Here is a 23,450-nt window from a genome sequence, read left to right on the forward strand (position 1 = left end):
AACTTAATTTATAAACGCAGTAAACATGAAATCAACAACTCTTTTTATGCTGTCAGCTTTCGCGCTGATGGCCTCATGCAATGAAAATCATAATAAAAGGAACAATGATAATGACAATAATGGTAACGGGTGGGTAGACAAAGTAATCGACAAAGACAATGGCCCGGTGAAAGAAAAAACATTCAACGGAGATTTTGACGAAATAGAAGTTTCCCAGGCGATCGATGCTGAGGTGATCAAATCTGATGTCGAGAAAGTGGTGATTTCCGCACCGGAAAATATCATCAACGAAATTCTTGTGGACAACGATGGCGGAAAGCTTCATATCCACTACAAAAAAGGAATCAGAGTGATGAACAGCCATAATGTAAAGGCTAAGATCTATACAAAAGATTTCTCGAAGCTTACGGCCAATTCTGCAGCAAGCATCAGCATCAAAGATAAATTTACACAGGATAAAGTAAGCATTGATATTTCCAGTGCAGCCAGCGTTTCCGGTGATTTGGAAGCCAACGATTTCGATATCTCAGCGGGAAGCAGCAGCAGCTACAGTGGAAAAGTATGGGCGGTGGATCTTGATATTGAAGCATCTTCAGCTGCAAGTCTTGATATTTCTGGGAAAAGCAAAAATGCGGACATCAGTTCTTCATCAGGAAGCAGTGTTTCAGCCAAAAATCTTATTGCAGACAATGTAAAAGCAGATGCATCCAGTGGAGCGAGCCTTCAGGTAAGTGCTGTGAATTCAGTAAATGCCGAAGCATCTTCAGGAGGAAGCGTAGATATTTCCAAAAAAGGAGAACTTAAAAACGTAACCAAGCAGGAAAGCAGTGGCGGAAGCGTCAGTATTCAATAAATCAATTGGGAGTTTCCTCGTCATTATCGTCATCTACTGACGAGGAGCCTTCCCAGTCTCTATTATCAAAATTAAGATTATCATAAGCTAATAATTCCTCCTCACGCTGGAGGAATTCTTTTGTGGTAAACTTTAAAATCTCATCGTCACCCCTTGCTTTGGCCAATCTTCGGATAGAAGCCTTGTCTATAGCCATAAATCTCTGTCCCAGACGTCTTGCTGCATATTTTCTCATCCCGGTTTCATGAAGAACATCTACTGCCATATCAACGGCTGTTCCCAATGTTTCACGGTAAATATTTTCAATGCCGTTGTTTAAATAATCATAAGCATCTATTCTGTTCTTAGCCCGTACAAAAATTCTCACCTTTGGATAATGTTCACGTACAAGATCTGCAATGAATTTATTGTCATCCCGGTCATCAAGACACAAAACTAAAATTTCCGCATCTTCAATGCCCGCAGCCCTTAAAACGGGAATTCTTGTAGCATCTCCGTAATAGACCTTAAAACCATTACTTCGCAGAAGCTTCACCCGGTCAGAATCTCTGTCCAGAACAGTTGCTGATATTTTATTCGCTTTTAAAAGACGGCCTACTGTACTTCCAAAGTGTCCGAAACCTACAATAATGATTTTCTTCTGGCTTACATTATTATCGAGAATGTTGAAATCATTGTCTTCATCAGGAATTTCTTTGATAAATTTAGGCGTAATGAATCGATCGTTAATGATCAGAAGGATAGGAGTGATGCACATGGTAATGGCTGTAACGGCCATCATTTGGGCATTGAGTTCCGGGCTTAGCAGATAAAGATCCGAAGCATAATTGATTAAAACAAAAGCAAATTCTCCCACCTGAGAAAGAGCAAAAGCATAAAATAAACTCTGCGGAGTATCTATTTTGAAAAACTTTCCAATTGCATACAGGACCATAAATTTTATAGCCAACACGGCAAAAACAGTAGAGAAAATAAATAACGGATCCTGCTGAATAATATTAAAATTGATGGTAGACCCAACACTCACAAAGAATACGGCAAGAAGCAGTCCTTTAAAAGGATTGATCTGCGCTTCCAGCTCATGCCGGAATTCACTGTTGGCAAGCATAACGCCCGCAAGGAAAGCTCCCAAAGCAGGAGAAAGCCCAATTGCAGCCATAAGCTCTGAAACCCCAATCACGAGGAACAGGGAAGAGGCAGTAAGCAATTCCGTCATTCCTGACTTTGACACATATCGTAAAAATGGGACAAATACATATCTGCCCAAAAGAATCAAAATAGCAACCCCTAAAATCACAGTCCCGGCCTGCAGCCATTCCGGAAGTTTCTGGATGATGATCTGAATTTCATTATCGTGATGACTGGCTTTATAATTCGCAATAATCGGAAGGATAGCAAGGATAGGAATCACGGCAATATCCTGAAACAGAAGGGTAGAGAATGAGGCTTCTCCGGCCATGGTTTTAAAGTTATTCTTTTCCTGAAGTGTCTGCAGTACGATAGCAGTAGAGGAAAGGGCAAAACAAATCGCGATGGCAATGGCTTTGTCGATCCGCCATCCGGCACTGATGAAAACAAGAAACAACAGTGAAATAGTAAGCAACATCTGCGTCAGTCCGAGGCCCATAATTTTCTTCCGCATTTCCCAGAATTTCCGGGGCTCAAGTTCCAGTCCCACCAAAAAAAGCAGCATGATCACCCCAAATTCGCTGGCGTGCATAATATCATTGACATCTTTTCCGGTAAGCCGCAGCACATAAGGACCAATGATGATACCTCCTAAAATATAGCCAATCACTGAGCTTAACCCAAATTTTCTGGCCAGCGGAACCATAATAATGGCTACACCTAAGAAAAGTAATGTATTCATCGCTAAGCTGGACTCCATACGCTATTGATTGAGTAGTTCTGTAAATTCTTTTTTATGTAAAATAATGTCTTTTTTGCTCAGTTTATTGGCTTCGTAAACGATCTTGATATGTTTGATATCCGCTTTGAAAACCTTTAAAGAGACGATCAAGCCGCTGACGAGTTCTTCCACCGTGTACTGGTATGTCCCGGTCTTAGTGAACGATCTTTCTTTTCCACCGGTGGTGATCAGAATGTAGATTTCTTTTCCTTCCAGAGGATTGGTTTCACCTTCTCTGAGCCAGTCTCTGTCGAAAACTTCATCGATCCATAATCTTAATAAAGGAGGCATTCCGAACCAGATCAGAGGGAACTGAAAAATAAAACGGTCATAATTTCTTAACCTTTTTCTCTCCCTGAATGCCGCGATATGAAAATCAGGATATTCTTCGTAAAGATCTCTGAGGGTAAAGTGCTGGTGACGGACATAGAAATTAAAAAGCTCTACGTTGGAATTGGAGTGCTCTAAATAGGGATGTGCAAAAACTACCAGCGTCTTCTTCATAAACCTGTTTTCAGTAAATATAATGAAAAAAAATTAGTTAAAAGACGGGTTTTAAGTGGTTTTGTTATTTTTTTAATATGTAAAGTTGAATTTAGTATTAAAATAAGGCAAAGAAATGATGGTATTTTAGCGTATTAAATAAAAAATCGGGCCATGAGCCCGATTATATTGAATTTTGTTATTTCTATTTACCATCCGCCCGAAGTGCCACCTCCACCGAAGCTTCCTCCGCCGCCAAAGCCACCGAATCCACCTCCGCCGCCACCGGAACTTCCACCACCAAAGCCACCGCCTCCTCCGAAGCTGCCCGGGAATGGGAAGAATCCACCTGGATAATTTCTGCGTCCTCTTCTGGTGATAATCACATCATCGTCATCATTATTGCCGCCGCCACGTCCGCCGCCTCTACCTCCGAAGAGAAAGGCTATAATGATAAAAATGACAAAGGCAATCAGAAGGATTTTAAAAGTATTTCCTTTGCCTGAAGGCGCTGAGGTTTCCGTAGGTTTGAATTTCCCCTGCACAGCCTCCATAATGGCTGAGGTACCACGGTTGATACCTTCATACCACTGTCCTTGCCTGAAATTGGGTGTGACAATATAATCAAGGATTTGTCCCGCCACAGAAGCGGTAAGGTATTGTTCTACGGCGCGTCCCTGCTGGATAGACATGGTTCTGTCTTCTGTTGCAACAAGGAAAACGACCCCGTTATCTACACCTTTTTTCCCAATTTTCCATTGCTCACCGAACATGGTCGCCAGAAAATTGACATCTTCTCCTTTGGTAGAACGAATAATGATCACTTCAATTTCTGTAGAAGTGGAATCTGCAAACTTGATCAGTTTGTTGTTCAGCTCATCTTTTTGCTGTTGTGTCAACAGTCCTGCTTCATCAAACACAGGATACAGAACCGCAGGTTTTTGCGGAATCGTGTATTGTGCTGATACAAAAGTGTAAAAGCAGAAGAGTATGAATGAAAATACAAGTTTAAGAGAACGTAATTTCATTAGAGAGCTGATTGGGATTTTTTCCCTGAACAGGAAAATATTTTTTTAATTCAAGACCGGTCTCCAGGATGCCGCTTTTTAAAGCTTTATAATAATTTCCTTTGGCAAATTCAGCGGTAATATAATCGTGGAGGTGATCCCAATACGACTGGTGTACTTTGTCATGGATTCCGATATCGCCGATGATGGTCAGATATTTCTGTTCGAAATTCACATGAAAAAGCACAGCATTTCTGTCGGCAGTTTTATTCATACAGAGTTCTTTGAAAACTTCAAATGCAGTCTGTGCATTCTGGGTTTCGGTGTTCGAGTCAATATGTATACGGATCTCGCCTGTAGAATGTTCTTCTGCCGACTGTATCGCTTCCACAAGAGAAGTGATTTGCTGATTTGTCAGAAAACGGCTCATTATTTAAATACTTCAGGCGCTTTTTCTGCACCGGCTTCAGCCTTGAAGAATGGTTTTTCTTTAAAGTTGGTAAAGTTCGCCAGGATATTGTTCGGGAACGTTTTGATCGTTGTATTGTAATCTTTGGCAGCGTCATTATAATAAACCGTTTCGGTTCTGATGCTGTTTTCTATCGCTGTAAATTCTCTCTGGAAGTTGATGTACTGCTGGTCCGCTTTTAAGTTCGGATAAGATTCTACCACAGCCATTAATCTGCTTAATGCTCCGGAAAGTTCTCCCTGTGCAGCCTGGAATTTCGCCAGATCAGCTTCTGTCATATTCGAAGGGTCGATTTGGATAGAAGTCGCTTTTGAACGAGCTTCAACCACTTTCGTTAATGTTTCCTGTTCAAATTTTGAATAGGATTTCACGGTTCTTTCAAGATTTGGAATAAGATTGGCCCTTTTCTGATATACTGTTTCAATATTAGACCATTTGGAATTTACGTTCTGTTCTTTCGAAACAAAATTATTATAACCGTTTTTCCCCCAGAAGAATAGTACACCTACAATGATTAGCAGAGCAATACCGATAGTTCCTGCGCTCAGGCAGCCTTTATTTTTCATAGTTTATTTTTTTTAATTTTTTGTGCTAATCAAATATACAAATTATGTGCTAATTTTGTAAAAAATTATTAGAATGACAACAATAGTGGTGGCTATGGGTGAGAAGAACGAGATCGGTTTTGAAAACAAACTGCTGTGGCATCTTCCGAAAGACCTGAAACACTTTAAAGATATAACTTCGGGACATCCTATTATTATGGGGAGAAAGACCTATGAAAGTATAGGGAAACCGTTGCCGAACCGTACAAACATTGTTATTTCCAGAAAGAAAAACTGGTTTGAGGAAGGGATTCTGATCGTGGGAAGCATTAAAGAAGCCGTAAAATTTGCTAAGAAAATCGATGAAAATGTATTCATCATCGGTGGTGGAAATATCTATGAACAGACAATGGAGATTGTGGATAAACTGGAAGTGACTTTAGTGAAAGCTGATCTTCAGGCTGATACTTTCTTTCCAAAGATCAATCCGAAAGTATGGAAAAAAACGGAAGAGATCTTTCATGAAAAAGACGAAAAGAATGAATATGATTTCTCCTTTCAAACGTATGAGCGAATCAAGACTGAGTAGTTATGAAAATTCTAACGGGTAACCTCTAGCTTCTAACCTCTAAATTTTCTATCTTTGCACTCTTAAAATTGAACAATGAATAAGTACATAAAAATTGTAATTGCAGCAGTTCTTATCCTTTTAGGACTTTATATGATGATTTTCACAAGAAGTCTGGGCTGGGGGATTGTAGTATTCCTTCTTGCAGCACTGCCTATTATACTTTTCATCAAAAATGAATATATCCTTCTTGCCTTCTGGCAGCTGAGAAAACAGAATATGGAAAAAGCTTCAAAATGGTTAAACGGAATCACCAACTACAAGGCGCAGCTTCATAAATCCCAGTATGGATATTTCCACTATTTACAGGGACTAACCCAAGCTCAGGAACATCCTGCGAAAGTGGAACCGTTGATGAAAAAAGCTTTGGAATATGGTCTGAATATGAAGCACGACAGAGCAATGGCCACATTGAATCTTGCCGCAGCAGCCATTTCTAAAGGAAGAAAACAGGAAGGGCAGAAGCTTCTGGATGAGGCTAAGAGATTAGACACGGCAGGAATGATGACAGATCAGATCAAAATGATGAAAGATCAGTTGAAAATGCCTTCTATGCAGAAACATATGCACAACCCGAATATGAGACAGAGAGGAAAATTCTTCTAAGAACACTATACAAAACGAAAAAAGCACCTGATTCAGGTGCTTTTTTTATTTTAAACTCATTTTACATCACATTTCTGAATTATGATCATACCCATAAAATTTAGGCATCTGCCAGTGGTATTTCACGGCAAGCGTTCTGATGGCTACAATCAGTAAAATGGTGAAGATCTGGATAAGTGTATAAGAAAGCGGGATAAACTTCGTCATCAGAAGAAATGCAGATCCTCCGACGATACACGCTGTTGCATAGATTTCTTTCCTGAAGATCAATGGAATCCGGTTGAGGAGAATGTCCCGTATAATCCCTCCGAAGCAGCCGGTGATGGTTCCCAGTGCGATACATATCAATGGATGAATGTCCGCATTGAGTCCTTTCTGAACGCCGATAATGGTAAATAATCCCAATCCGAAGCTGTCAAAAATAAATAAGGTTACCTTGAAGTTCTTTTCAATGGATTTGAAGATCATGGCAAAAATACTTGTTCCGAGGATTAATGCACAGGTTAAAAGATCATGCATCCAGAAAACAGGAATGTCCAGCAGGAGATCTCTTACAGTTCCTCCGCCCACAGAAGTGACGAATGCGATAATCAGTACCCCGAACGGATCCAGGCGTTTCTGCATCGCTGCAAAACTTCCCGACATCGCAAAGGAAATGGTTCCGAGTACCTCTATGGCAAAATTGAACTGTTCGTGCATATATTTATCAGTAATAGGTAATGGGCAATGAGTAATAAAAATTATGCCATTTAAAGCTGGGATAATTTAAATTTATACTTGGTCATCACCTTTACAAGTTCTTCGCATTCTGATTTTAAAAGTATCATTTTTTCAGGACTTAAATATTCCAGTTCCTCAATGATTTCAAGCCAAAGTTGAGTTTCATCAATTTCTTCTACAACAATGCAGAGTTTAGCAAATTTTTCTTTTTCAGATCTTGCTCTTGAAACAGCTCTGTAATTTGCAGCTACTGAAGTGGAAGATCTTATGATTTGTTTCCTTATGACCGAGACATCATCTGAATAAGGTAATGAAGAGAGGGATTTGATCACAAGAATGGAAAAGTTTTTAGTCCTTTCCCGAAAAACCTAATTGTAATCCATATTTCCCAAATTACTCATTACCTATTACTCATTACTTATTTTTTCACCCTGACAGAGTCCGGAACCAGCAGTTCGTATTCTCCGTCGTGATTGATGATCTCTCTTACAATGCTGCTGCTGATGAAAGATTTTCCGGATGAGGTTAAGAGGAATACGGTTTCCAGTTTTTTGTGAGCCAGCGTTCTGTTGGTGTGGGCAATGGCTTTTTCAAATTCAAAATCGGCAGGATTTCTTAAGCCTCTCAGAATGTATTGTGCATCCTTTTCAAAGCAATAATCTACCGTTAATCCTTCAAAAAAATCGACTTCCACATTGGGGAATTCGGCGACAGAATTTTGGATAAATTCCATCCTTTTTTCAAGGGGAAACATATATTTTTTTTGGGAATTCTGCCCGATCGCAATAATCAGTTTGTCAAAAAGCGGAGCCGCTCTTTCAATAATATCATAATGTCCCAGGGTGATAGGATCAAATGATCCGGGGAAAACAGCAATTTTCATGTTTTACGTGTTATGATGAGTTATGGGGTGCGAGTTAAGTGGTGAGTTTGGGGATACTGGTTGGTTGTTGCCTGTATCTTCTTTTCAAACTTCCATCCACTAACCTTTAACCTCTGATTTCCAACTTCTATTATTATTTATTCAACGCTTTTTCTACTTCGTTTCCGCAAAGGTCTGTAATGGATATTCCGTAAATTTTAGCTTGTTGCGGAAGAATGCTGGCCGGAGAGAATCCAGGATTGGTATTCATTTCAAGCATATAAGGAATGCCGTCCATAAGGATGAATTCACTCCTTGAAAAACCACTCATACCAAGGGAATTGTAAGCTCTTTTTGAAATTTCTTCCACCCGGATTCTGGTCGCATCATCAATTCTTGCAGGGGTAATTTCCTCTGAAGCGCCTTCATATTTAGCTTCATAATCAAAGAATTCATTGGTAGGTACAATTTCGGTGATTCCCAAAACGATGGTTTCACCTTTGAAATCTATAACGCCTACAGAAACTTCCATTCCGTCAAGAAAACTTTCGATAAGAATTTCGTTATCTTCTTTGAAAGCGATTTCCGTGGCAGCAATTAATTCTGATTTCTCTTTTACTTTTGAAATTCCCAGAGAGGATCCGGATTGATTAGGTTTAACGAAAACCGGAAGCCCAAGACTTTCAACGATTTCGTCTGTATTGATCTCTTCTCCTTTTCTTAAATAAATGCTTTTAGCAGAAGGAATTCCGTATTTGGACAATACCGCTAAAGTATCTTTTTTATTGAAGGTTAAAGCGCTTTGGTAGAAATCACAACCGGTATATTTCTGCCCGATGGCATCCCAATAGGCCTGAAGAATTCCGTTTTCACCCGGAGTTCCGTGGATAATGTTGAAACAGGCATCGAATTTCAGCTGTTCATTATTATCTAATGTCACTGAAAAATCTCCGCGGTTGATTTCATATTTTTTGTCGTTGTCTCCTAAAAAATACCATTCATCTTTTAGAATAACTACTTTATATACGTCATATAGATTTCTGTCCAGAGAATCGTAGATCAACTGACCGCTTTTTAAGGAAACTACATATTCATCTGAATAGCCTCCCATGACAACGGCAACACTTTTTTTGCTCATAACCATTATAGTATCAATTAAGGCAAATTTAATCATTTTATGTAATGCAATAAGGGAAATTCAGAAATTTTAAAATTCAAAATGAATTGTGTTAAATAAAAGGACATTTAAAATTATTAGCTATATTTGCCGTTATAATTAAAGTATTTTTAAGTATGCTTAAATCACTTTTCAATTGGAAAGTTTTACTGAATTTAGTAGTCGCCATCGGTGTTTTTGTGGGGTTGGTGTGGCTTACTTTCCGCTGGTTGGAATATCATACCAAGCACGGTCAGGAAATTCCTGTGCCTAATGTTATTAATAAATCGGTGTACGATGCCGTAAAAATATTAGAGGATACAGGTCTTGAATATGAAGTAGACAGTGCAGAGTATAACCCTAAATATAAGCCTTTTCAGGTTTTAAAGATGCACCCTTTATCCAGTTCCCGTGTAAAGCCGGGATCGCTGGTGAGAATTGTTGTTAACCCAAGAACCTGGGCTCCAATTACCGTTCCGGATGTGATCAACAAATATTCAGGACTTGCGTTCCAGAGATTGGATCAGGTAGGTCTGAAGATTGGCGATACCATCTACGAACCGAGTATTCAGAAAGATGCTCTTTTAAGAGTATTATATAAAGGTAATGCTGTAAATCCAGGATCACGTCTTCCAAGATTCTCTGTAATCGATGTAGTCGTGGGATCCGGACCTATGAGAAACATTTCTATTCCTAGTGTGGTAGGGCTTTCTGTAAAAGAAGCGAGAGCCGTTATTTTGAAAAGTATGTTTGAAGTAGGACTGGTAGAACATGAAGACGGAAGCAAAGACGAATCTGATATTATCTATTATCAGGATCCGGCTTCAGGTGATGTAAGAGACCAGGGAATGCAGATTGACCTTTGGGCCAGTAAGAGAACTCCTGCTGAACTGAGAGCGAAAGTAGAACAGCTGAATGCGATTTACCGTATGAAGGTAGATACTTCACTGCCTCCGGTACATTATGACGAAGTTCCCAACCATCCGGAACCAAGCTATGATCCGCCTGCAGCAGTACCTGTTCCTAGAAAAGAAGTTCCTAAAGTGGAACCGGCTAAAACAGAACCGGCTAAGACCAGCGTAGCTACCGGGCCTAAGCCTGCAGGAACTACAGCTGAAAAACCTAAATCCACTGCATCAAGCAGTCAGGGTTCAGGAAATAAACCGGCTACCACAGGAACCACTCAGCAACCGGCTCAAAAGCCAAAAGCTAAAAAAGTAGTCGTAGAATAATAACGATTTATTATATAAAATATAGGCTTCAACTGCAAAATGTTGGGGCCTTTTGCGTAAAAAAGATAAAACAATGGCAGAAGATAACGAAGACTTTTTAGATGAAGAATTAATAGAGTCCGACAGTCTCGAGAACATCGATATTGATGAGGAAAATAAGGGACTCTATGAGCATGTAAACATCAAAGTCGATAAAAACCAGGAGCCGTTAAGGATTGATAAGTTCTTATTAATATACAGACAAAACTCCTCGCGGAATAAAATTTCTCAAACCTGCAGAGCCGGAAATGTAGTGGTAAACGGAGCTCCGGTAAAACAAAATTACCGCGTGAAGCCCGGTGACCAGATTTCAGTGCTTCTTGCTCATCCGCCGAGAGAAAATGTGATCATTCCTCAGGATATTCCTGTAAATATCATTTATGAAGATGATGATTTGGTTGTGGTGGATAAAGAACCGGGAATGGTAGTGCATCCCGGACACGGAAACTGGGATAAGACTTTAGTAAATGCACTGGCTTTCCATTTCGAAAAGAGCGGTGAAAAATCTGATCTGGACAGAGTAGGGCTGGTTCACAGAATTGATAAAGATACTTCCGGACTTCTGGTGATTGCAAAAAATGAATATGCACTGAGCTTTTTAGCGAAACAGTTTTTTAACAGAACGACAAAAAGATTATACTGGGCTTTTGTCTGGGGAAATCCTCAGGAAGATGAAGGGACCATTAAGGGGCATATCGGGAGACATCCCAAAAACAGAATGCAGATGTCGGTTTATGAAGACGGAAGCCATGGAAAGCATGCGGTGACGCATTACAAGGTATTGGAGCGTTTCAAATATATGACATGGGTAGAATGTAAACTTGAAACAGGAAGAACGCATCAAATTCGTGCTCATTTCAAACATATTGGCCATACGCTGTTTAATGACGAAAGATATGAAGGTCATACGCCTCTAAGAGGAGTGAATATACCTAAGTATAAGCAGTTTATAAAAAATGTTTTCGAAATTCTTCCAAGGCATGCACTCCATGCCCACACTTTAGGGTTTATACACCCAACGACGAAAAAGGAATTATATTTTGAGAGCCCAATGCCCAAAGATATGGCGGATGCTGTAAAAAAATGGAGAAATTATTTAGAAAACTAAAAATATATTGAGAATTTTTTTATATTTGTTGAATTGAAATCAAGATTTGTTATGAGAAAACTATATGCTATCGTATGTTTAGCTCTTTTGTCAAATGCATACAAAGCACAGGAATCACTACCATACTATCAGCAATATCTTTTGGATGGTGATTTTCTGTTCAACCCAGCTCAGTACGGAAAGACCGATTACGTACAGCTCAATGCTAATTACCACAAACAATTTGACAAGTTTAGCGATTCTCCAAATACGCAGTCTATAGGAATCAACGGGAACATCTTCGACAGAGTGGGAGCAGGGCTCTCTATTTTCAGAGACAGTAATGGACCTATTTCTGCAGGCGGTATTACAGCGGGAGCTTCATACTTTATTCCACTAAGCAGTGAAGGAGAAAGAAAAGACCAATTCTCTTTCGGTACTAGTGTTTCATTTTATAATATGAACTTCGACTATACTTCAGTGAATGTTGAAGATGGTTACGATCCATTGTTGATCGGGAAAGAAGGGAATATTTTTATGGCTTATGCCAACTTTGGTGCAGCTGCAACGTACAGAAACATCTTTGCAGGAATCTCTGTAAATGATATCGCGTTAAGCAATGACAAGGCTATCGTAAACGGAATCGAGCCTTCACCAATTAAATTCTTCTTAAACTTAGGATATGACTGGCATTTTGCTGACAATATCTACGTAACGCCATCAGCGTTGATCAACCTGAATACGAATTCAACAAGAATGATCGACTACAACTTAATGGCAACTTTCTTTAACGACATCAATTCATTCTCTGCCGGTGTAAGCTACAGAACGGTACAGAACAGATTCGACAGCCAGCAGTTACAGGTGGCACCGGTTGTTAAAGTAAGAATTAATAAATTAATGATTGGAGCAACTTATAACATCGGAATGTCTGATATCCAGACGTATGGTGGAAACAGCTTTATGTTGAGCTTAGGTTATAACTTCGATAACTTTATTAATCATAGAGGATATAGATATTAATCTGATTTAATTTAAATAAATTTGAGCTCTGAAATTTTCAGAGCTTTTTTTATGATATACATTCACATCCCGTTTTGCAGACAGAAATGCAGCTACTGTAATTTTCACTTTTCCACATCTTTGAACTTTAAGGATGAAATGATCAGTGCTATGAAGACCGAAATCCGTCTGAGAAAAGACGAACTGCAGAATAAAAACTTAAAGTCACTGTACTTTGGAGGCGGAACACCGTCTATTCTTTCTGCAGATGAGATCAGCTCAATGATCGATGAAGTGTTAAAATATTTCAGTTTTGACCGGGATATTGAAGTTACCTTAGAAGCCAATCCCGATGATCTGAATAAAAATTTTCTTCAGCAACTTGCAAAATCTCCGGTTAACAGACTTTCTATCGGTACCCAAAGTTTTTTTGATGAAGATTTAAGGTTAATGAACCGTGCCCATAACGCTTCCGAAGCAGAAGGTTCCATCAAAAGAGCACAGGATTTTGGCTTTGAAAATTTAAGCATCGATTTGATTTATGGCTCACCAACCTCCAATCTGGAGATCTGGAAAGAGAATTTAAACAAAACCATAGCCCTCGAAGTTCCCCATATTTCCTCATATGCCCTGACCGTTGAACCGAAAACGGCTTTGGAAAACTGGATAGCGAAAGGAAAAATCGCCAGTCCGAGGGAAGAAGAACAGAATAGAGAGTTCTATTATCTGTCGGATTTCTTAAAAGACAACGGATTTGAGCATTATGAAGTTTCCAATTTCGCGAAACCAGGCTTCTATTCAAGACATAATTCTTCATATTGGAAGTATAAAGAGTATCTTGGAATAGGTCCTTCCGCACATTCTTACAACGGATTTGATGTCAGAAGCTGGAATGTAGCCAATAACCAGCAGTATATTAAAAAGCTTGATGGTGGTATTCTTGCCAAAGAAGAAGAAATCCTGTCACAGAACGATCAGTTTAATGAAATGATCATGATCGGGTTGAGAACAATCTGGGGTGTAGATATTGAAAGCCTTAACAGTAAGTTCAGCGAGCAGACTCTTGAACATTTCCGACGTGAGATACAATCTAAGCTAGAAGAAGGTATTCTGATTACAGAAAACAATCACCTTAAAATCCCGGAAAAACATTGGTTTATGGCGGATGGAATTGCTTCTGATCTGTTTATTGTTTAAGTACAATTGAATACTTTTCAAAACAAAACAGTATTAGTGATATCATGCTGAGCGAAGTCGAAGCATAATATCTAAGCGCAATAACTAGTATTGTACAAATAAAGTCCGGAATCAGGAATACAGAAATCTAAAAATCTTCGTATTTTTGTGTAAAATTTCAGCTCACTTGAAAACTAAAAAACAAGACTATTCACATCTTTCACCAAGCCAGCCTATCGGTATTTTCGATAGTGGGGTGGGAGGACTTACCGTAGCCAAAGAAATCAAAAGACTTCTCCCTCATGAAGACCTGATTTATTTCGGAGATACCAAGCACCTTCCGTACGGTGAAAAGTCCAAAGACGCGATCATTGAATATTCTACCAAGATCACCAATTTCCTGCTTCAGCAGAACTGTAAAGCGATTGTTATTGCCTGCAATACAGCTACAGCCAATGCTTTGAACGAAGTGATGCAGTCGGTGAACGGAAAGGTTCCTGTCATTGACGTTATTAATCCGGTTGCTGAAAAAGTAGCCTATGAGATTCATAATAATGTAGGCGTAATTGCAACGAAAGCAACGGTGAATTCAGGACTGTATAAAAAAAGCATCAGAAAGCAGAATAAATGGATCAAAGTAGATGAACTTGCCACACCTTTGCTGGTTCCTGCCATTGAAGAAGGATTCAAGAATCACCCGATCACGCATGCGATCATTTATAATTATCTGAGCAATAAAAAGCTGAAAAATATTGAAACCCTAATTCTTGGTTGTACGCATTACCCATTATTAATCGATGAGATCAAGCAGTATTACGGAAACAGAGTCAGAGTAATCGATTCTCCCAATATTGTAGCCAATCATCTGAAGATCATCCTGGATAAATACCACCTTCTGAATGATCATAATCCAAAACCAAACTACCATTTCTATCTTTCGGATCTGACGAAAAACTTTGAGAAAATCTCCAAGAAATTCTTCGGAAAGACCATAGATCTTGAACTGAAAGTACTATAATACAAAAAGCTGTTTCTCCTGAAACAGCTTTTATTTTTCGAGGAAATATCATCAATGACTTGAAGATGGAAGTTACTGTTGGGTAGTAAGTACTCAACAATCCCACTTAAATGTATTGAAGTAGTTTTAAAAAGATTAATAAAGGCACCCTGTATTTCTATCTTTGGACTTCAATAACTTCCCTCTTCGAGCTTCTGGCTTCCTTACTAACGATTAAAAATTTAAGATTCTAAAATAACCATTTCACGATTCAGCCTTCTTTTAGGTGTTGTTGCCGGATGATTGCTGTCACTGTCTGCTCTTTCACCAATCGCAACAGCGAAAAGTGTTTCGTAAGAATCATTTTTCAGGATAGCATCATATTTTTCAGGCTCAATTCCTTCCATCGGAGTAGAATCAATTCCCATCGTTGCACATGCGGAAAGAAATACACCCAGCGATAGATAAACCTGATGCCCAAACCACGAACGGATAGCCTCTTCGCCGTTGGGCTTTACCATAGTTCTGTAGTAATTCACGGAACCTTCAGGAAGGTTTTCTTCGATCTGTCTTTCAAATTCTTCCGGATTTTTCATCATTTGGAATACAACCACATGGCTGCTTTCCAATACTTTTTCTTTGTTAAAATAAGATGCTTCGGCCAGTTGCTCCTTCAGCTCGGGCGTATTCACGAAAATAAAATTCCATGGCTGGCTGTTGATAGAAGATGGACTTAAATTAAGAATCTCTTTCAATTCTGCAATCTGCTCTGCACTTATTTTTCCCTGAGGATTATACTTTTTTACGGTATACCTCTTTTTCATTTGTTCTAAAAAATTCATAAATTATTGTACTATCATTTTTATAGTTACAAAAGTAATTTAAGTTTATTACCTTTGCAATAACGGTAAAAAAGGATAGTATAAAAATGTATACAATAGATAACAAAGAATATCCGTGCTGCACCAGCGTTACGATGAAGTTTATAGGAGGGAAATGGAAAGCTGTAATTTTATTTCATCTGACGGATGGTGCCAAAAGATATAATGAATTAAGGAAATTAATTCCTACGATTACAGAGAGAACCTTAAGTCTGCAGCTGAAACAGCTGGAAGAAGATCATATCGTCAACAGGAAAGTATATACGGAAAAGCCACCTTTGATGGTAGAATATACATTGACGGATTTCGGAAAAACACTGCTCCCGGTGATTGAAGCGATTACGAATTGGGGAATTGCTGCGCCGGATCTTTCCGTAAAAAAAATAATCAGGAATTAAATTTCCTGATTATCTTCTTTATTTGCTTCGAAAAAACTGAAACTTACATTTCCGTATTTTCGGGTATCTACTAAATTGGGGTGTTCCAATTTCATCCTGCTCTGATGTTCTATGATCAGAACACCGTTCTCCTTCACATATTTATTGTTCAGAACTAAAGACAGCAGTTCGTAATATTTCTTCTCTTCCATTTCAAAAGGAGCATCAGAAAATACGATCTCGAAACTTTTCTTGTTTCTGAATTTTTTAAGCCAGTCGAAAACATCACCTCGCTGAACATTCACCTGCTGAGACATATCCAGCTCTGAAGCCGTAGAATTAATAAAACTTGTGTGCTTTGGATTCAGTTCCACGGAAGTGACATCCTGACATCCTCTGGATGCAAATTCGAAAGTGATAGAACCGATGCCTGCAAAAAGATCAAGCACCGAAATAGACTGCATGTCATATTTGTTTTCCAGGATGCTGAATAGCGCTTCCTTAGCAAAATCTGTTGTAGGTCTTACGTCAAAATTTTTAGGAGCGGCTATTTTTTTGGCTTTCCACTTGCCTGAGATTATTCTGTACATACTGAAAAAATATTAGGCAACGAAATTACTAAATGTTGGCTAATAAAAATAATTTAGTCAGAAAATATTCTATAGTCGGTTGATAATGGTTATTTTCGCGGTTGAAAAAATAATGATTATGAACAAACAATTGTTGACATTCTTATTGGGTGTCATTTTATGCGTACAATTATCTGCGCAAAATAACTTTGAAAAAGGTTATATTATTAACAATGACGGCAGCAAGGTCGAAGGATTGATTAAAAATATGGACTGGAACAGGTCTCCTATCCAGATAGAATTCAAGCAGGATAACAGTGCAGTTTCCAAGCTGGTAGGGATTGATGCTATAAAAGAATTTGAAGTAGATGGAAAGGCAAAATACGTAAGATCTGAGGTGGAGATTGATATGTCCAGTGATGATACCAGCTCTTTGGATGATGAGGAAAAACCTTCATACACTAAAAAGACGGTCCTTCTTAAAGTTATTGTTGAGGGAGAATATACTTTATATGGATACAGTAATGAAAACATAAAACGTTTTTTCTATCAGAAAGAAGATACAAAAGAACCGTTGGTTTTTAAAAGATACATGATTTCAGGATCAAGTATTGCTAAAAATAATACATACATCAAGCAACTACAAGCTTTATCAAACTGTGAAAACGTTAAAGCTTCGCAAATATCAGGTCTTGAATACAGAGAAAGTGATTTGAGAGATCTTTTCATCAAATTCAACAGCTGTAAAAACGCAGATTATAAGAGTTTTGAGGAAAAAGAGAAGAAGAGCTTTTTCCATGTGTCGCTAAGACCGGGAGCGAACTTTTCATCTTTAGAGATTACCAATCAGAAAAAAGCAGATATTTTCTCATCAGATTTTGGAAGCCAGACGAATTTCAGAATCGGGGTAGAGCTTGAATATGTAATGCCGTTTAACAATAACAAATGGGCAATTATATTAGAACCTACTTATCAGTATTTCAAGAAGACAGAAAAAGATGTTCCTACTACTACGATTTTAGGTGAAACTGTATCAAACAAAGCAACCGTAAAATATTCTTCAGTTGAAATTCCTGTTGGTGTTAGATATTACGCATTTCTAAGTGAGAAATCTAAATTGTTCTTCAATGCTTCATTTATTTTTGATATCCCTGTGGGAGAATCTGAAGCGGTATTCCAAAGGTATCAGTTTGCTGACGAAAAAATAAAGATAGGATCTGCGGCCAATTTCGGATTTGGAGTAGGTTATAAATACAATGACAGATTCAGTGTAGAATTCAATATGCACACGAAAAGAAGTATATTTGAAGATGACAGCAGTACGTATTCTGCAGACTACAAAAACTTCTCTGTTATATTAGGATACACTCTATTTTAATTAAACACATAAAGAATGTAAAAAAGGTACCGTTTCAAACGGTACCTTTTTTTATATGATTAATTAAGGATAAAATTCTTATTGGGAACGTTGTCGTAAACAATTTTCATATTCTTGACGAACTTCTGAAGTTCAGAAATAAAAGTTTCATTTTCCGTAGTCTCACCGTACGCATAAAAGTTGGTTTCATTGATTCCAAAGCCAATTTTACTGAGGGTAAACATCACGAAATAAAGAAAATCTACTTCAGAATTCACATCCAGATTATTGTATAAAATCACCTTCCTGTTATCGATGGCAAAAAACTCACACTGGTTGTGGTATAAATTGATATGAATTTCTTTATTGTTTTTATTATTGATAGAATTTAAAAACTTCTCTCCCGAAAAATTAAAATGAACCGGAACCGCCAGCTCTTTTATTTTCTTATAAAAGTTTTTAGGGAACGTATAATAAAACTGTACTCCGAATCTTTTATTCACAGAAAGCATCAGCTCTTCTTTCTCCTTGTCTGCAGGAGCATTGAAGGCAATCAGTTCAAACCCCGCATCATGTTCTGAAAACCCTTCCGGCATCAGGGTAAAATGATTCAGTGCAGAGATCACATGGATCTCTTCAAACCTTTGTTTAAGAAGAATTTCATCAAGTCTATCCTCGATGAGATTTTCCGGTGTTTCTTCAGTAACGAAATAAGACTTTTCCTCCAGAATGCTTTTGTTCTTTGCAATCTGGCAGATTAATCCGTCTTTGGTAAAAAGTAAATTAAGTACGTTCATATTTCAATTGATGCAAATTTAGTGAAATTCTATCATAACGGCACCTGATTGATGGTGAAGTATTTCCTTATTGTAAAAATCAATATCCGACTGGCTTTCCAAAACATCCATAACCATTCTCTGCAGCGTTCCGTCACCAATGCCATGCACGATCTCTAACCTTTTCAGGTTATGTTTTCTACAGAAATCAAGGACTTCCATTAATTTTGCTTTTTGAATGAACAGCCTTTCAAAACTGTCATAATCACTGGGATTTTTAACCATATGATGAAAATGCAGGTCGAGAACCATGTGATTTTTCTGATGCTTTTTAGAAACTACTTTCTTCGGTTCTGCTTTTTTAACTACGCGAATGTTTTCATAAAGATCGGCATCTTTTGGAACCAGCTTTTCTTTTGAATACTGATAGGTGAATCCATATTCATCTTTAAAAACAACGATATTGCCTTTCACAGAAGTGATTGTCCCGCTTAAATTTTCATCTACCACAGAAACTTTGTCCCCGATTTTCATGTATTGTGCCTCTTCTTTTATTATTTTCAAAATTAGTTCTTCGGTCCCAGTTCAATGATCTCAAGATCTTTCACTTCATCGCCTTCCACCACAAAGCGCATCATGGTTCTCACCTTATGCCATCCCTGTTTTCCGCAGGCTCCCGGGTTCAGATGAAGAAGATTATTCTTTTGATCAAACATCGCCTTCAGAATATGAGAATGTCCTGAAATAAATAGCTTCGGAGCCTTTTCAGAGATTTCCTTATTGGTGAGCGGCGTATATTTTCCTGGGTAACCTCCGATATGGATCATCAGAACTTCAAGATCTTCACAGAAAAAACGGTTCACTTCAGGAAACTCTGCCCTGATTTTTGCGTTGTCTATATTTCCGTAAACTCCCTTTAATGGCTTTATCTTTTCCAGTTCTTCAATAACTTCGATGCTTCCAAAATCTCCGCAATGCCAGATTTCATCGACCTGAGACGCGTATTCTAAGATACGGTCATCTATATAAGAGTGGGAATCGGAAAGCAGAAGGATTTTTGTCATGAAGATCTGAAATTTGTGCAAAGTTAGGAAAGATTTATTTCTCAGCTATTTTAATAAATCTTTTTAACACCAAGCTATTATCCGGAAGTTTTGATACTATAAATTTACCATTAATTGCTGGAAATTTGGGGTTGGTTATGATGATGGTGGTGTCAGAATCCATTTCCCAGATTCCACGATGGCGATACAGCTTTAATTTGTCAGCTTCAATTCTTTCTATTATTGCCGTGGCACATGCCGGTTCCGCATTAAGTGATACAATTGTTCCATTCTTTTTAAACCGGATTCCACCCCATTTTTGATCAAAAGTTTTCTGACTTTTATAGATGTAAGTCAATCTATCTAATTTTGCCAGCTTCCATGTGTGGAAGAGAAATGAAGCATCAATCTTATTCTGACTTTTAAAGGAAAGAACTGCGAAACATACGAATAAAAGGCTATAAACTGATTTTTTCATTCAGATACAATTGAAAGTAGGGAAAATAGATAAATTTTTCTCTGTTACAAAATTTGGGTCGCTGAATATTTACTAAATTTGAGAAAATTAAAAAAAATGAAGCAGAAATTTTCTTTTTTACTTTTTCTCGCAGCGGTAGGGCTCTTCAATGCTCAGGTTGAAGAAAAAAAATTGGATGAACTGATCCAGAATACCTTAAAAACTTTCGATGTACCCGGAATGTCCGTTGGGATCATAAAAGATGGAAAAGTGATCTATTCCAAAGGTTTCGGACAACGCTCCTTAGCCACCAAACAACCGATGGATGATAATACATTGGTAGGAATCGCTTCTAACTCAAAAGGTTTTACCTGTACTGCCCTGGCTATTTTAGCGGATGAAGGAAAATTGAACTGGGACGATAAAGTTTCAAAATATATTCCTGAATTTCAGATGTACGATCCTTATGTTTCTCAAAATGTAACCATAAAAGATCTTATCACGCACAGAGCCGGATTAGGTTTGGGGCAGGGCGACCTGATGTTTTTTCCTGAAGGTGGAAGTATGACCGTTAATGATATTATTCACAACGTCAGATATCTGAAACCTGAAAATCCTTTCAGAACTAAATTAGACTATAATAATGTGATGTTTATCGTTGCCGGAGAAGTGATCCACAGGATTTCCGGACTGAGCTGGGCGGAATTTATCGAGCAGAGAATTATGAAACCGGTTGGTATGACTTCAAGTTTTGGTAGTTATAGCAGAGCCAAAGCTGTAGCCAACAAGATCGATGCTCATGCTCCTGTAGATGGAAAAGCTATTGCCGTTCCACACGACTGGAATGAAACAGGAAATGCAGCAGGAGGAATTATGAGTAACATTAAAGATATGACGACTTGGGCAGATTGTCTTTTAAATAATTTTACCACGAAAGACGGAAAAAAACTGGTTTCCGATAAAAATGTGCAACAGTTATGGAGTTTACAGATTCCGGACAGAGTGGCTATGAAAAATCCATATGATACCAGCTTTTACGGGTATGGATTGGGATGGTTCCTGAGTGATGTAAAAGGACATAAGCAGATTCAGCATACAGGAGGTCTTATCGGAACGGTTACCCAGTTTACACTAATCCCGGATTTGAAATTGGGAATTGTAGTGCTTACCAACCAGCAGTCAGGAGCTGCTTTCAACTCGATCACCAATACGGTGAAAGATTCTTACCTTGGAGTGGCAGACAGAAACTGGCTGAAAACTTACGGAGAAAGAATGACGAAAGTTAATGCTGAGTATGATAAGCAGAAAAAAGAAGCCTTTGCTAAATCCGATGCCTTTAAAAAAGAAAAAAATCTTCAGCCGAAAGCAGAGCAGTTCGTAGGAAAATACAATGATCAATGGTTTGGAGATGTAGAAATTTCGCAGCAGGGAAATACCTATAGAATTTCATGTAAAAATTCTCCGCGTCTGAAAGGAGAACTCCTTCCTTATTCCAACAATTCATTCATCGTTAAGTGGGACGACAGAAGCTATGATGCCGATGCTTACATTGTTTTTAATTATGATGAAACCGGAAAAGCAGAATCTGCCAAATTAAAACCGATTTCAGATGTCACCGACTTCAGCTTCGATTTTGATGATCTGGATCTGAGAAGATAAATAAGGATACATTTAAATTAATTAAATAACTTAATAATATTCAATAGGAACGGGCTTTAGCCCGTTTTTTTATTAATCACAGGCAAACAGACTTTAGCCAAATCCTAAAAAAAGAGCTCCAATATTCGGTGGAGCTCTTCCGATGTAATAGATGATATGTGAGTAAAAAGTGGAAGAAAGAAGTCACTTAGATTCTAGAAAGAATGACTGTATGAACTATTAAGTCTAATCGTAACTTCAAACCTCCCTTTTCCAGCTTCCAGCCTTTTAATTCTTAATAAATTTCTTAATAACATCCCCGATCTGGATAATATAAGCCCCTTTTGTCAACTGGCTTACGTCAATAGAATCACGTTCCAGTTTTCCTGAAAGTACAAGGTTTCCAACCATCCCGAAAATCTTATAATCCTGTGACGGAGCATTCATAACTTTTAAGGTTTCCTTAGCCGGATTGGGATAAATTGATGTTTTGCGGTCACGGTTTTTTTGATCTGAAACTGATAAAGCGGCCAAGTCTGCTTTTAAGACAGAACCTGCAAAAAAGTCAGTGACATAGATGAGATTGTCTTTCACAGCTAACCCGGAAGGATAATCAAATCCGGTAGAAACAAGACCCGTGGAAACCGTTGAATTGGGCTGATTGATATTAATTTTAGACACTTTAGAAGCACCCGCTTCACAGATAAACAGATCTTTTCCATGGAAAGCAAGACCTGATGGGTAGCTTAATCCCTGTGCTATCGTAGTAGGACCGGTTGATGTAGTCATATCGAATTTTGAAAGTTTTCCTTCAAACCGTTCCGTAAAATAAATCACATTATTAATAATCTCGATTTCAAACGGAGATTTTGCCGGGATCACATCAATAAGCTGAGGATTAGGCTGGCTTACATCTATTTTAGCAATTTTATTATCTCCTTCAAGAGCCATATACAGTTCATTTCCTACGAATTCAAGACCAAGCGGACTGCTTATTCCACCCAGTATGACCTGCGGAATTGGGTGAGAAGTGGTAAGATCAACTTTTGAAAGTCTACCCGCACCAAATTCTGAAACATATAGAATATTATCCTTTAAGGCAAGACCATAAGGACGGTTCACTCCGGTTACCACATCAACTGGCGGTGCACTGGGATCATCAAGATTTACTTTTACGACTTTGTCCAGATAATAAATACCGATATACATCGTATTACCGTCAATAACCATTGGATTGGGTGTTCCAAGATTTTCAATAAATACATTGGCTGAAGCTTGAGAATACAATTTGTTTCCCGCTAAAAGCAGAACTAAAACTAAGAGATAAAATTGTTTTTTCATTTTATTTTTATTTAGAATAATTAAATTTAAACAAAAGTAATTTATTAAAAATAAAATCCCGAGGGGTCTGACAAATATCATGAATAGAGGAAAATGACTGTTCGTGTAAGACAATGTAGAATGATAACTGGAATTTATTCCAATTATCCTGTATATGAAATATCTAATTAGTAAATGATTTTTAATCGAATGTCCTGTTATTCAATAGAAACGGGCTTTAGCCCAATGTCATTAAGTTAA

The 23,450-nt window shown here is 38.1% G+C and carries 27 protein-coding genes; 11 read left to right on the top strand and 16 right to left on the bottom strand.

Annotation, left to right across the window (positions count from 1 at the left end; all coding sequences use genetic code 11):
- The first annotated feature begins 25 nt into the window (after positions 1-25).
- Positions 26-853 carry a head GIN domain-containing protein gene (locus IW22_RS19250; protein ID WP_034729910.1) on the top strand — a complete coding sequence of 276 codons (828 nt, stop codon included), beginning with the start codon at positions 26-28 and terminating at the stop codon, positions 851-853.
- A gap of 1 nt (position 854) precedes the next feature.
- On the opposite strand, the gene IW22_RS19255 is transcribed toward IW22_RS19250, so the two are convergent.
- The 5 genes from IW22_RS19255 to IW22_RS19275 all read right to left on the bottom strand — a co-directional run bounded on the left by IW22_RS19255 (position 855) and on the right by IW22_RS19275 (position 5,287).
- On the bottom strand, positions 855-2,741 hold the full coding sequence (locus IW22_RS19255) for a monovalent cation:proton antiporter-2 (CPA2) family protein (protein ID WP_034729913.1): 1,887 nt from the start codon (positions 2,739-2,741) through the stop codon (positions 855-857).
- Between the two features lie 3 nt (positions 2,742-2,744).
- Positions 2,745-3,266, bottom strand: a complete 522-nt coding sequence (locus IW22_RS19260; protein WP_034729916.1) for an NAD(P)H-dependent oxidoreductase — start codon at positions 3,264-3,266, stop codon at positions 2,745-2,747.
- Positions 3,267-3,454: 188 nt separating this feature from the next.
- The gene (locus IW22_RS19265) at positions 3,455-4,273 is read right to left on the bottom strand and encodes a TPM domain-containing protein (RefSeq protein ID WP_034729918.1); all 819 of its coding nucleotides are present in this window, start codon (positions 4,271-4,273) and stop codon (positions 3,455-3,457) included.
- Positions 4,254-4,682: a TPM domain-containing protein gene (locus IW22_RS19270; protein ID WP_175548923.1), complete on the bottom strand. Its 429-nt coding sequence runs from the start codon at positions 4,680-4,682 to the stop codon at positions 4,254-4,256. The genes IW22_RS19265 and IW22_RS19270 overlap by 20 nt, the downstream gene beginning before the upstream one ends.
- Complete coding sequence (locus IW22_RS19275; RefSeq protein ID WP_034729922.1) at positions 4,682-5,287, bottom strand: LemA family protein; 606 nt, start codon at positions 5,285-5,287, stop codon at positions 4,682-4,684. The genes IW22_RS19270 and IW22_RS19275 overlap by 1 nt, the downstream gene beginning before the upstream one ends.
- A 73-nt stretch (positions 5,288-5,360) precedes the next feature.
- Between IW22_RS19275 and IW22_RS19280 the strand changes: the two genes are divergently transcribed.
- Both IW22_RS19280 and IW22_RS19285 read left to right on the top strand, forming a co-directional pair.
- Positions 5,361-5,855, top strand: coding sequence for a dihydrofolate reductase (locus IW22_RS19280; protein WP_034729924.1), 495 nt, complete (start codon positions 5,361-5,363; stop codon positions 5,853-5,855).
- 75 nt (positions 5,856-5,930) lie between these two features.
- Positions 5,931-6,500, top strand: coding sequence for a hypothetical protein (locus IW22_RS19285; protein ID WP_034729926.1), 570 nt, complete (start codon positions 5,931-5,933; stop codon positions 6,498-6,500).
- 66 nt (positions 6,501-6,566) lie between these two features.
- Here IW22_RS19285 and IW22_RS19290 read toward each other — a convergent pair whose 3' ends face one another.
- The 4 genes from IW22_RS19290 to IW22_RS19305 all read right to left on the bottom strand — a co-directional run bounded on the left by IW22_RS19290 (position 6,567) and on the right by IW22_RS19305 (position 9,220).
- Positions 6,567-7,199 (bottom strand): trimeric intracellular cation channel family protein, encoded by a 633-nt coding sequence (locus tag IW22_RS19290; protein ID WP_034729928.1) that lies wholly within the window; start codon positions 7,197-7,199, stop codon positions 6,567-6,569.
- Between the two features lie 50 nt (positions 7,200-7,249).
- Positions 7,250-7,552, bottom strand: a complete 303-nt coding sequence (locus IW22_RS19295; RefSeq protein WP_410492866.1) for a four helix bundle protein — start codon at positions 7,550-7,552, stop codon at positions 7,250-7,252.
- An 86-nt stretch (positions 7,553-7,638) separates the two neighbouring features.
- A complete protein-coding gene (gene coaD, locus IW22_RS19300) occupies positions 7,639-8,103 on the bottom strand; it encodes a pantetheine-phosphate adenylyltransferase (protein WP_034729930.1) in 465 nt (154 codons plus the stop codon).
- 133 nt (positions 8,104-8,236) lie between these two features.
- Complete coding sequence (locus IW22_RS19305; RefSeq protein ID WP_034729932.1) at positions 8,237-9,220, bottom strand: D-alanine--D-alanine ligase; 984 nt, start codon at positions 9,218-9,220, stop codon at positions 8,237-8,239.
- Between the two features lie 155 nt (positions 9,221-9,375).
- Between IW22_RS19305 and IW22_RS19310 the strand changes: the two genes are divergently transcribed.
- The 5 genes from IW22_RS19310 (at position 9,376) to murI (ending at position 14,792) form a co-directional block, all read left to right on the top strand.
- Entirely contained in the window at positions 9,376-10,470 is a 1,095-nt protein-coding gene (locus IW22_RS19310; RefSeq protein WP_034729935.1) for a PASTA domain-containing protein, read from the top strand.
- 73 nt (positions 10,471-10,543) lie between these two features.
- Complete coding sequence (locus tag IW22_RS19315; protein ID WP_034729939.1) at positions 10,544-11,617, top strand: RluA family pseudouridine synthase; 1,074 nt, start codon at positions 10,544-10,546, stop codon at positions 11,615-11,617.
- A 51-nt stretch (positions 11,618-11,668) separates the two neighbouring features.
- Positions 11,669-12,619, top strand: coding sequence for a PorP/SprF family type IX secretion system membrane protein (locus IW22_RS19320; RefSeq protein WP_034729942.1), 951 nt, complete (start codon positions 11,669-11,671; stop codon positions 12,617-12,619).
- A 51-nt stretch (positions 12,620-12,670) separates the two neighbouring features.
- Positions 12,671-13,795: a radical SAM family heme chaperone HemW gene (gene hemW, locus IW22_RS19325; protein WP_081873984.1), complete on the top strand. Its 1,125-nt coding sequence runs from the start codon at positions 12,671-12,673 to the stop codon at positions 13,793-13,795.
- A gap of 166 nt (positions 13,796-13,961) precedes the next feature.
- On the top strand, positions 13,962-14,792 hold the full coding sequence (gene murI, locus IW22_RS19330) for a glutamate racemase (RefSeq protein WP_034729948.1): 831 nt from the start codon (positions 13,962-13,964) through the stop codon (positions 14,790-14,792).
- Positions 14,793-15,013: 221 nt separating this feature from the next.
- On the opposite strand, the gene IW22_RS19335 is transcribed toward murI, so the two are convergent.
- Positions 15,014-15,613: a nitroreductase family protein gene (locus IW22_RS19335; protein ID WP_034729959.1), complete on the bottom strand. Its 600-nt coding sequence runs from the start codon at positions 15,611-15,613 to the stop codon at positions 15,014-15,016.
- 86 nt (positions 15,614-15,699) lie between these two features.
- Here IW22_RS19335 and IW22_RS19340 point away from each other — a divergent pair, with 86 nt between their 5' ends.
- Positions 15,700-16,050, top strand: a complete 351-nt coding sequence (locus IW22_RS19340; protein ID WP_034729961.1) for a winged helix-turn-helix transcriptional regulator — start codon at positions 15,700-15,702, stop codon at positions 16,048-16,050.
- Here the strand turns inward: IW22_RS19340 and IW22_RS19345 are convergent.
- Complete coding sequence (locus IW22_RS19345; RefSeq protein ID WP_034729963.1) at positions 16,047-16,619, bottom strand: RsmD family RNA methyltransferase; 573 nt, start codon at positions 16,617-16,619, stop codon at positions 16,047-16,049. The genes IW22_RS19340 and IW22_RS19345 overlap by 4 nt on opposite strands.
- Positions 16,620-16,737: 118 nt before the next feature.
- Here IW22_RS19345 and IW22_RS19350 point away from each other — a divergent pair, with 118 nt between their 5' ends.
- Positions 16,738-17,976: an outer membrane beta-barrel protein gene (locus IW22_RS19350; protein ID WP_165571913.1), complete on the top strand. Its 1,239-nt coding sequence runs from the start codon at positions 16,738-16,740 to the stop codon at positions 17,974-17,976.
- A 59-nt stretch (positions 17,977-18,035) separates the two neighbouring features.
- On the opposite strand, the gene IW22_RS19355 is transcribed toward IW22_RS19350, so the two are convergent.
- From IW22_RS19355 to IW22_RS19370, 4 genes are read right to left on the bottom strand one after another with little or no spacing between them, the layout of a single operon-like run.
- On the bottom strand, positions 18,036-18,752 hold the full coding sequence (locus IW22_RS19355) for a DUF3822 family protein (protein ID WP_034729969.1): 717 nt from the start codon (positions 18,750-18,752) through the stop codon (positions 18,036-18,038).
- A gap of 18 nt (positions 18,753-18,770) precedes the next feature.
- Positions 18,771-19,295, bottom strand: a complete 525-nt coding sequence (locus IW22_RS24200) for a Smr/MutS family protein (RefSeq protein WP_410492867.1) — start codon at positions 19,293-19,295, stop codon at positions 18,771-18,773.
- Positions 19,296-19,297: 2 nt separating this feature from the next.
- The gene (locus IW22_RS19365) at positions 19,298-19,795 is read right to left on the bottom strand and encodes a metallophosphoesterase family protein (protein ID WP_034729976.1); all 498 of its coding nucleotides are present in this window, start codon (positions 19,793-19,795) and stop codon (positions 19,298-19,300) included.
- Between the two features lie 34 nt (positions 19,796-19,829).
- On the bottom strand, positions 19,830-20,252 hold the full coding sequence (locus IW22_RS19370; RefSeq protein WP_034729978.1) for a hypothetical protein: 423 nt from the start codon (positions 20,250-20,252) through the stop codon (positions 19,830-19,832).
- Between the two features lie 96 nt (positions 20,253-20,348).
- On the opposite strand from IW22_RS19370, the gene IW22_RS19375 reads away from it, so the two are divergent.
- Positions 20,349-21,890: a serine hydrolase gene (locus IW22_RS19375; protein WP_034729981.1), complete on the top strand. Its 1,542-nt coding sequence runs from the start codon at positions 20,349-20,351 to the stop codon at positions 21,888-21,890.
- 267 nt (positions 21,891-22,157) lie between these two features.
- On the opposite strand, the gene IW22_RS19380 is transcribed toward IW22_RS19375, so the two are convergent.
- The gene (locus tag IW22_RS19380; RefSeq protein WP_034729984.1) at positions 22,158-23,210 is read right to left on the bottom strand and encodes a T9SS type A sorting domain-containing protein; all 1,053 of its coding nucleotides are present in this window, start codon (positions 23,208-23,210) and stop codon (positions 22,158-22,160) included.
- Between the last annotated feature and the right edge of the window lie 240 nt (positions 23,211-23,450).

Origin of the sequence: Chryseobacterium sp. JM1 (assembly GCF_000737715.1) — a bacterium.
GTDB lineage: Bacteria > Bacteroidota > Bacteroidia > Flavobacteriales > Weeksellaceae > Chryseobacterium.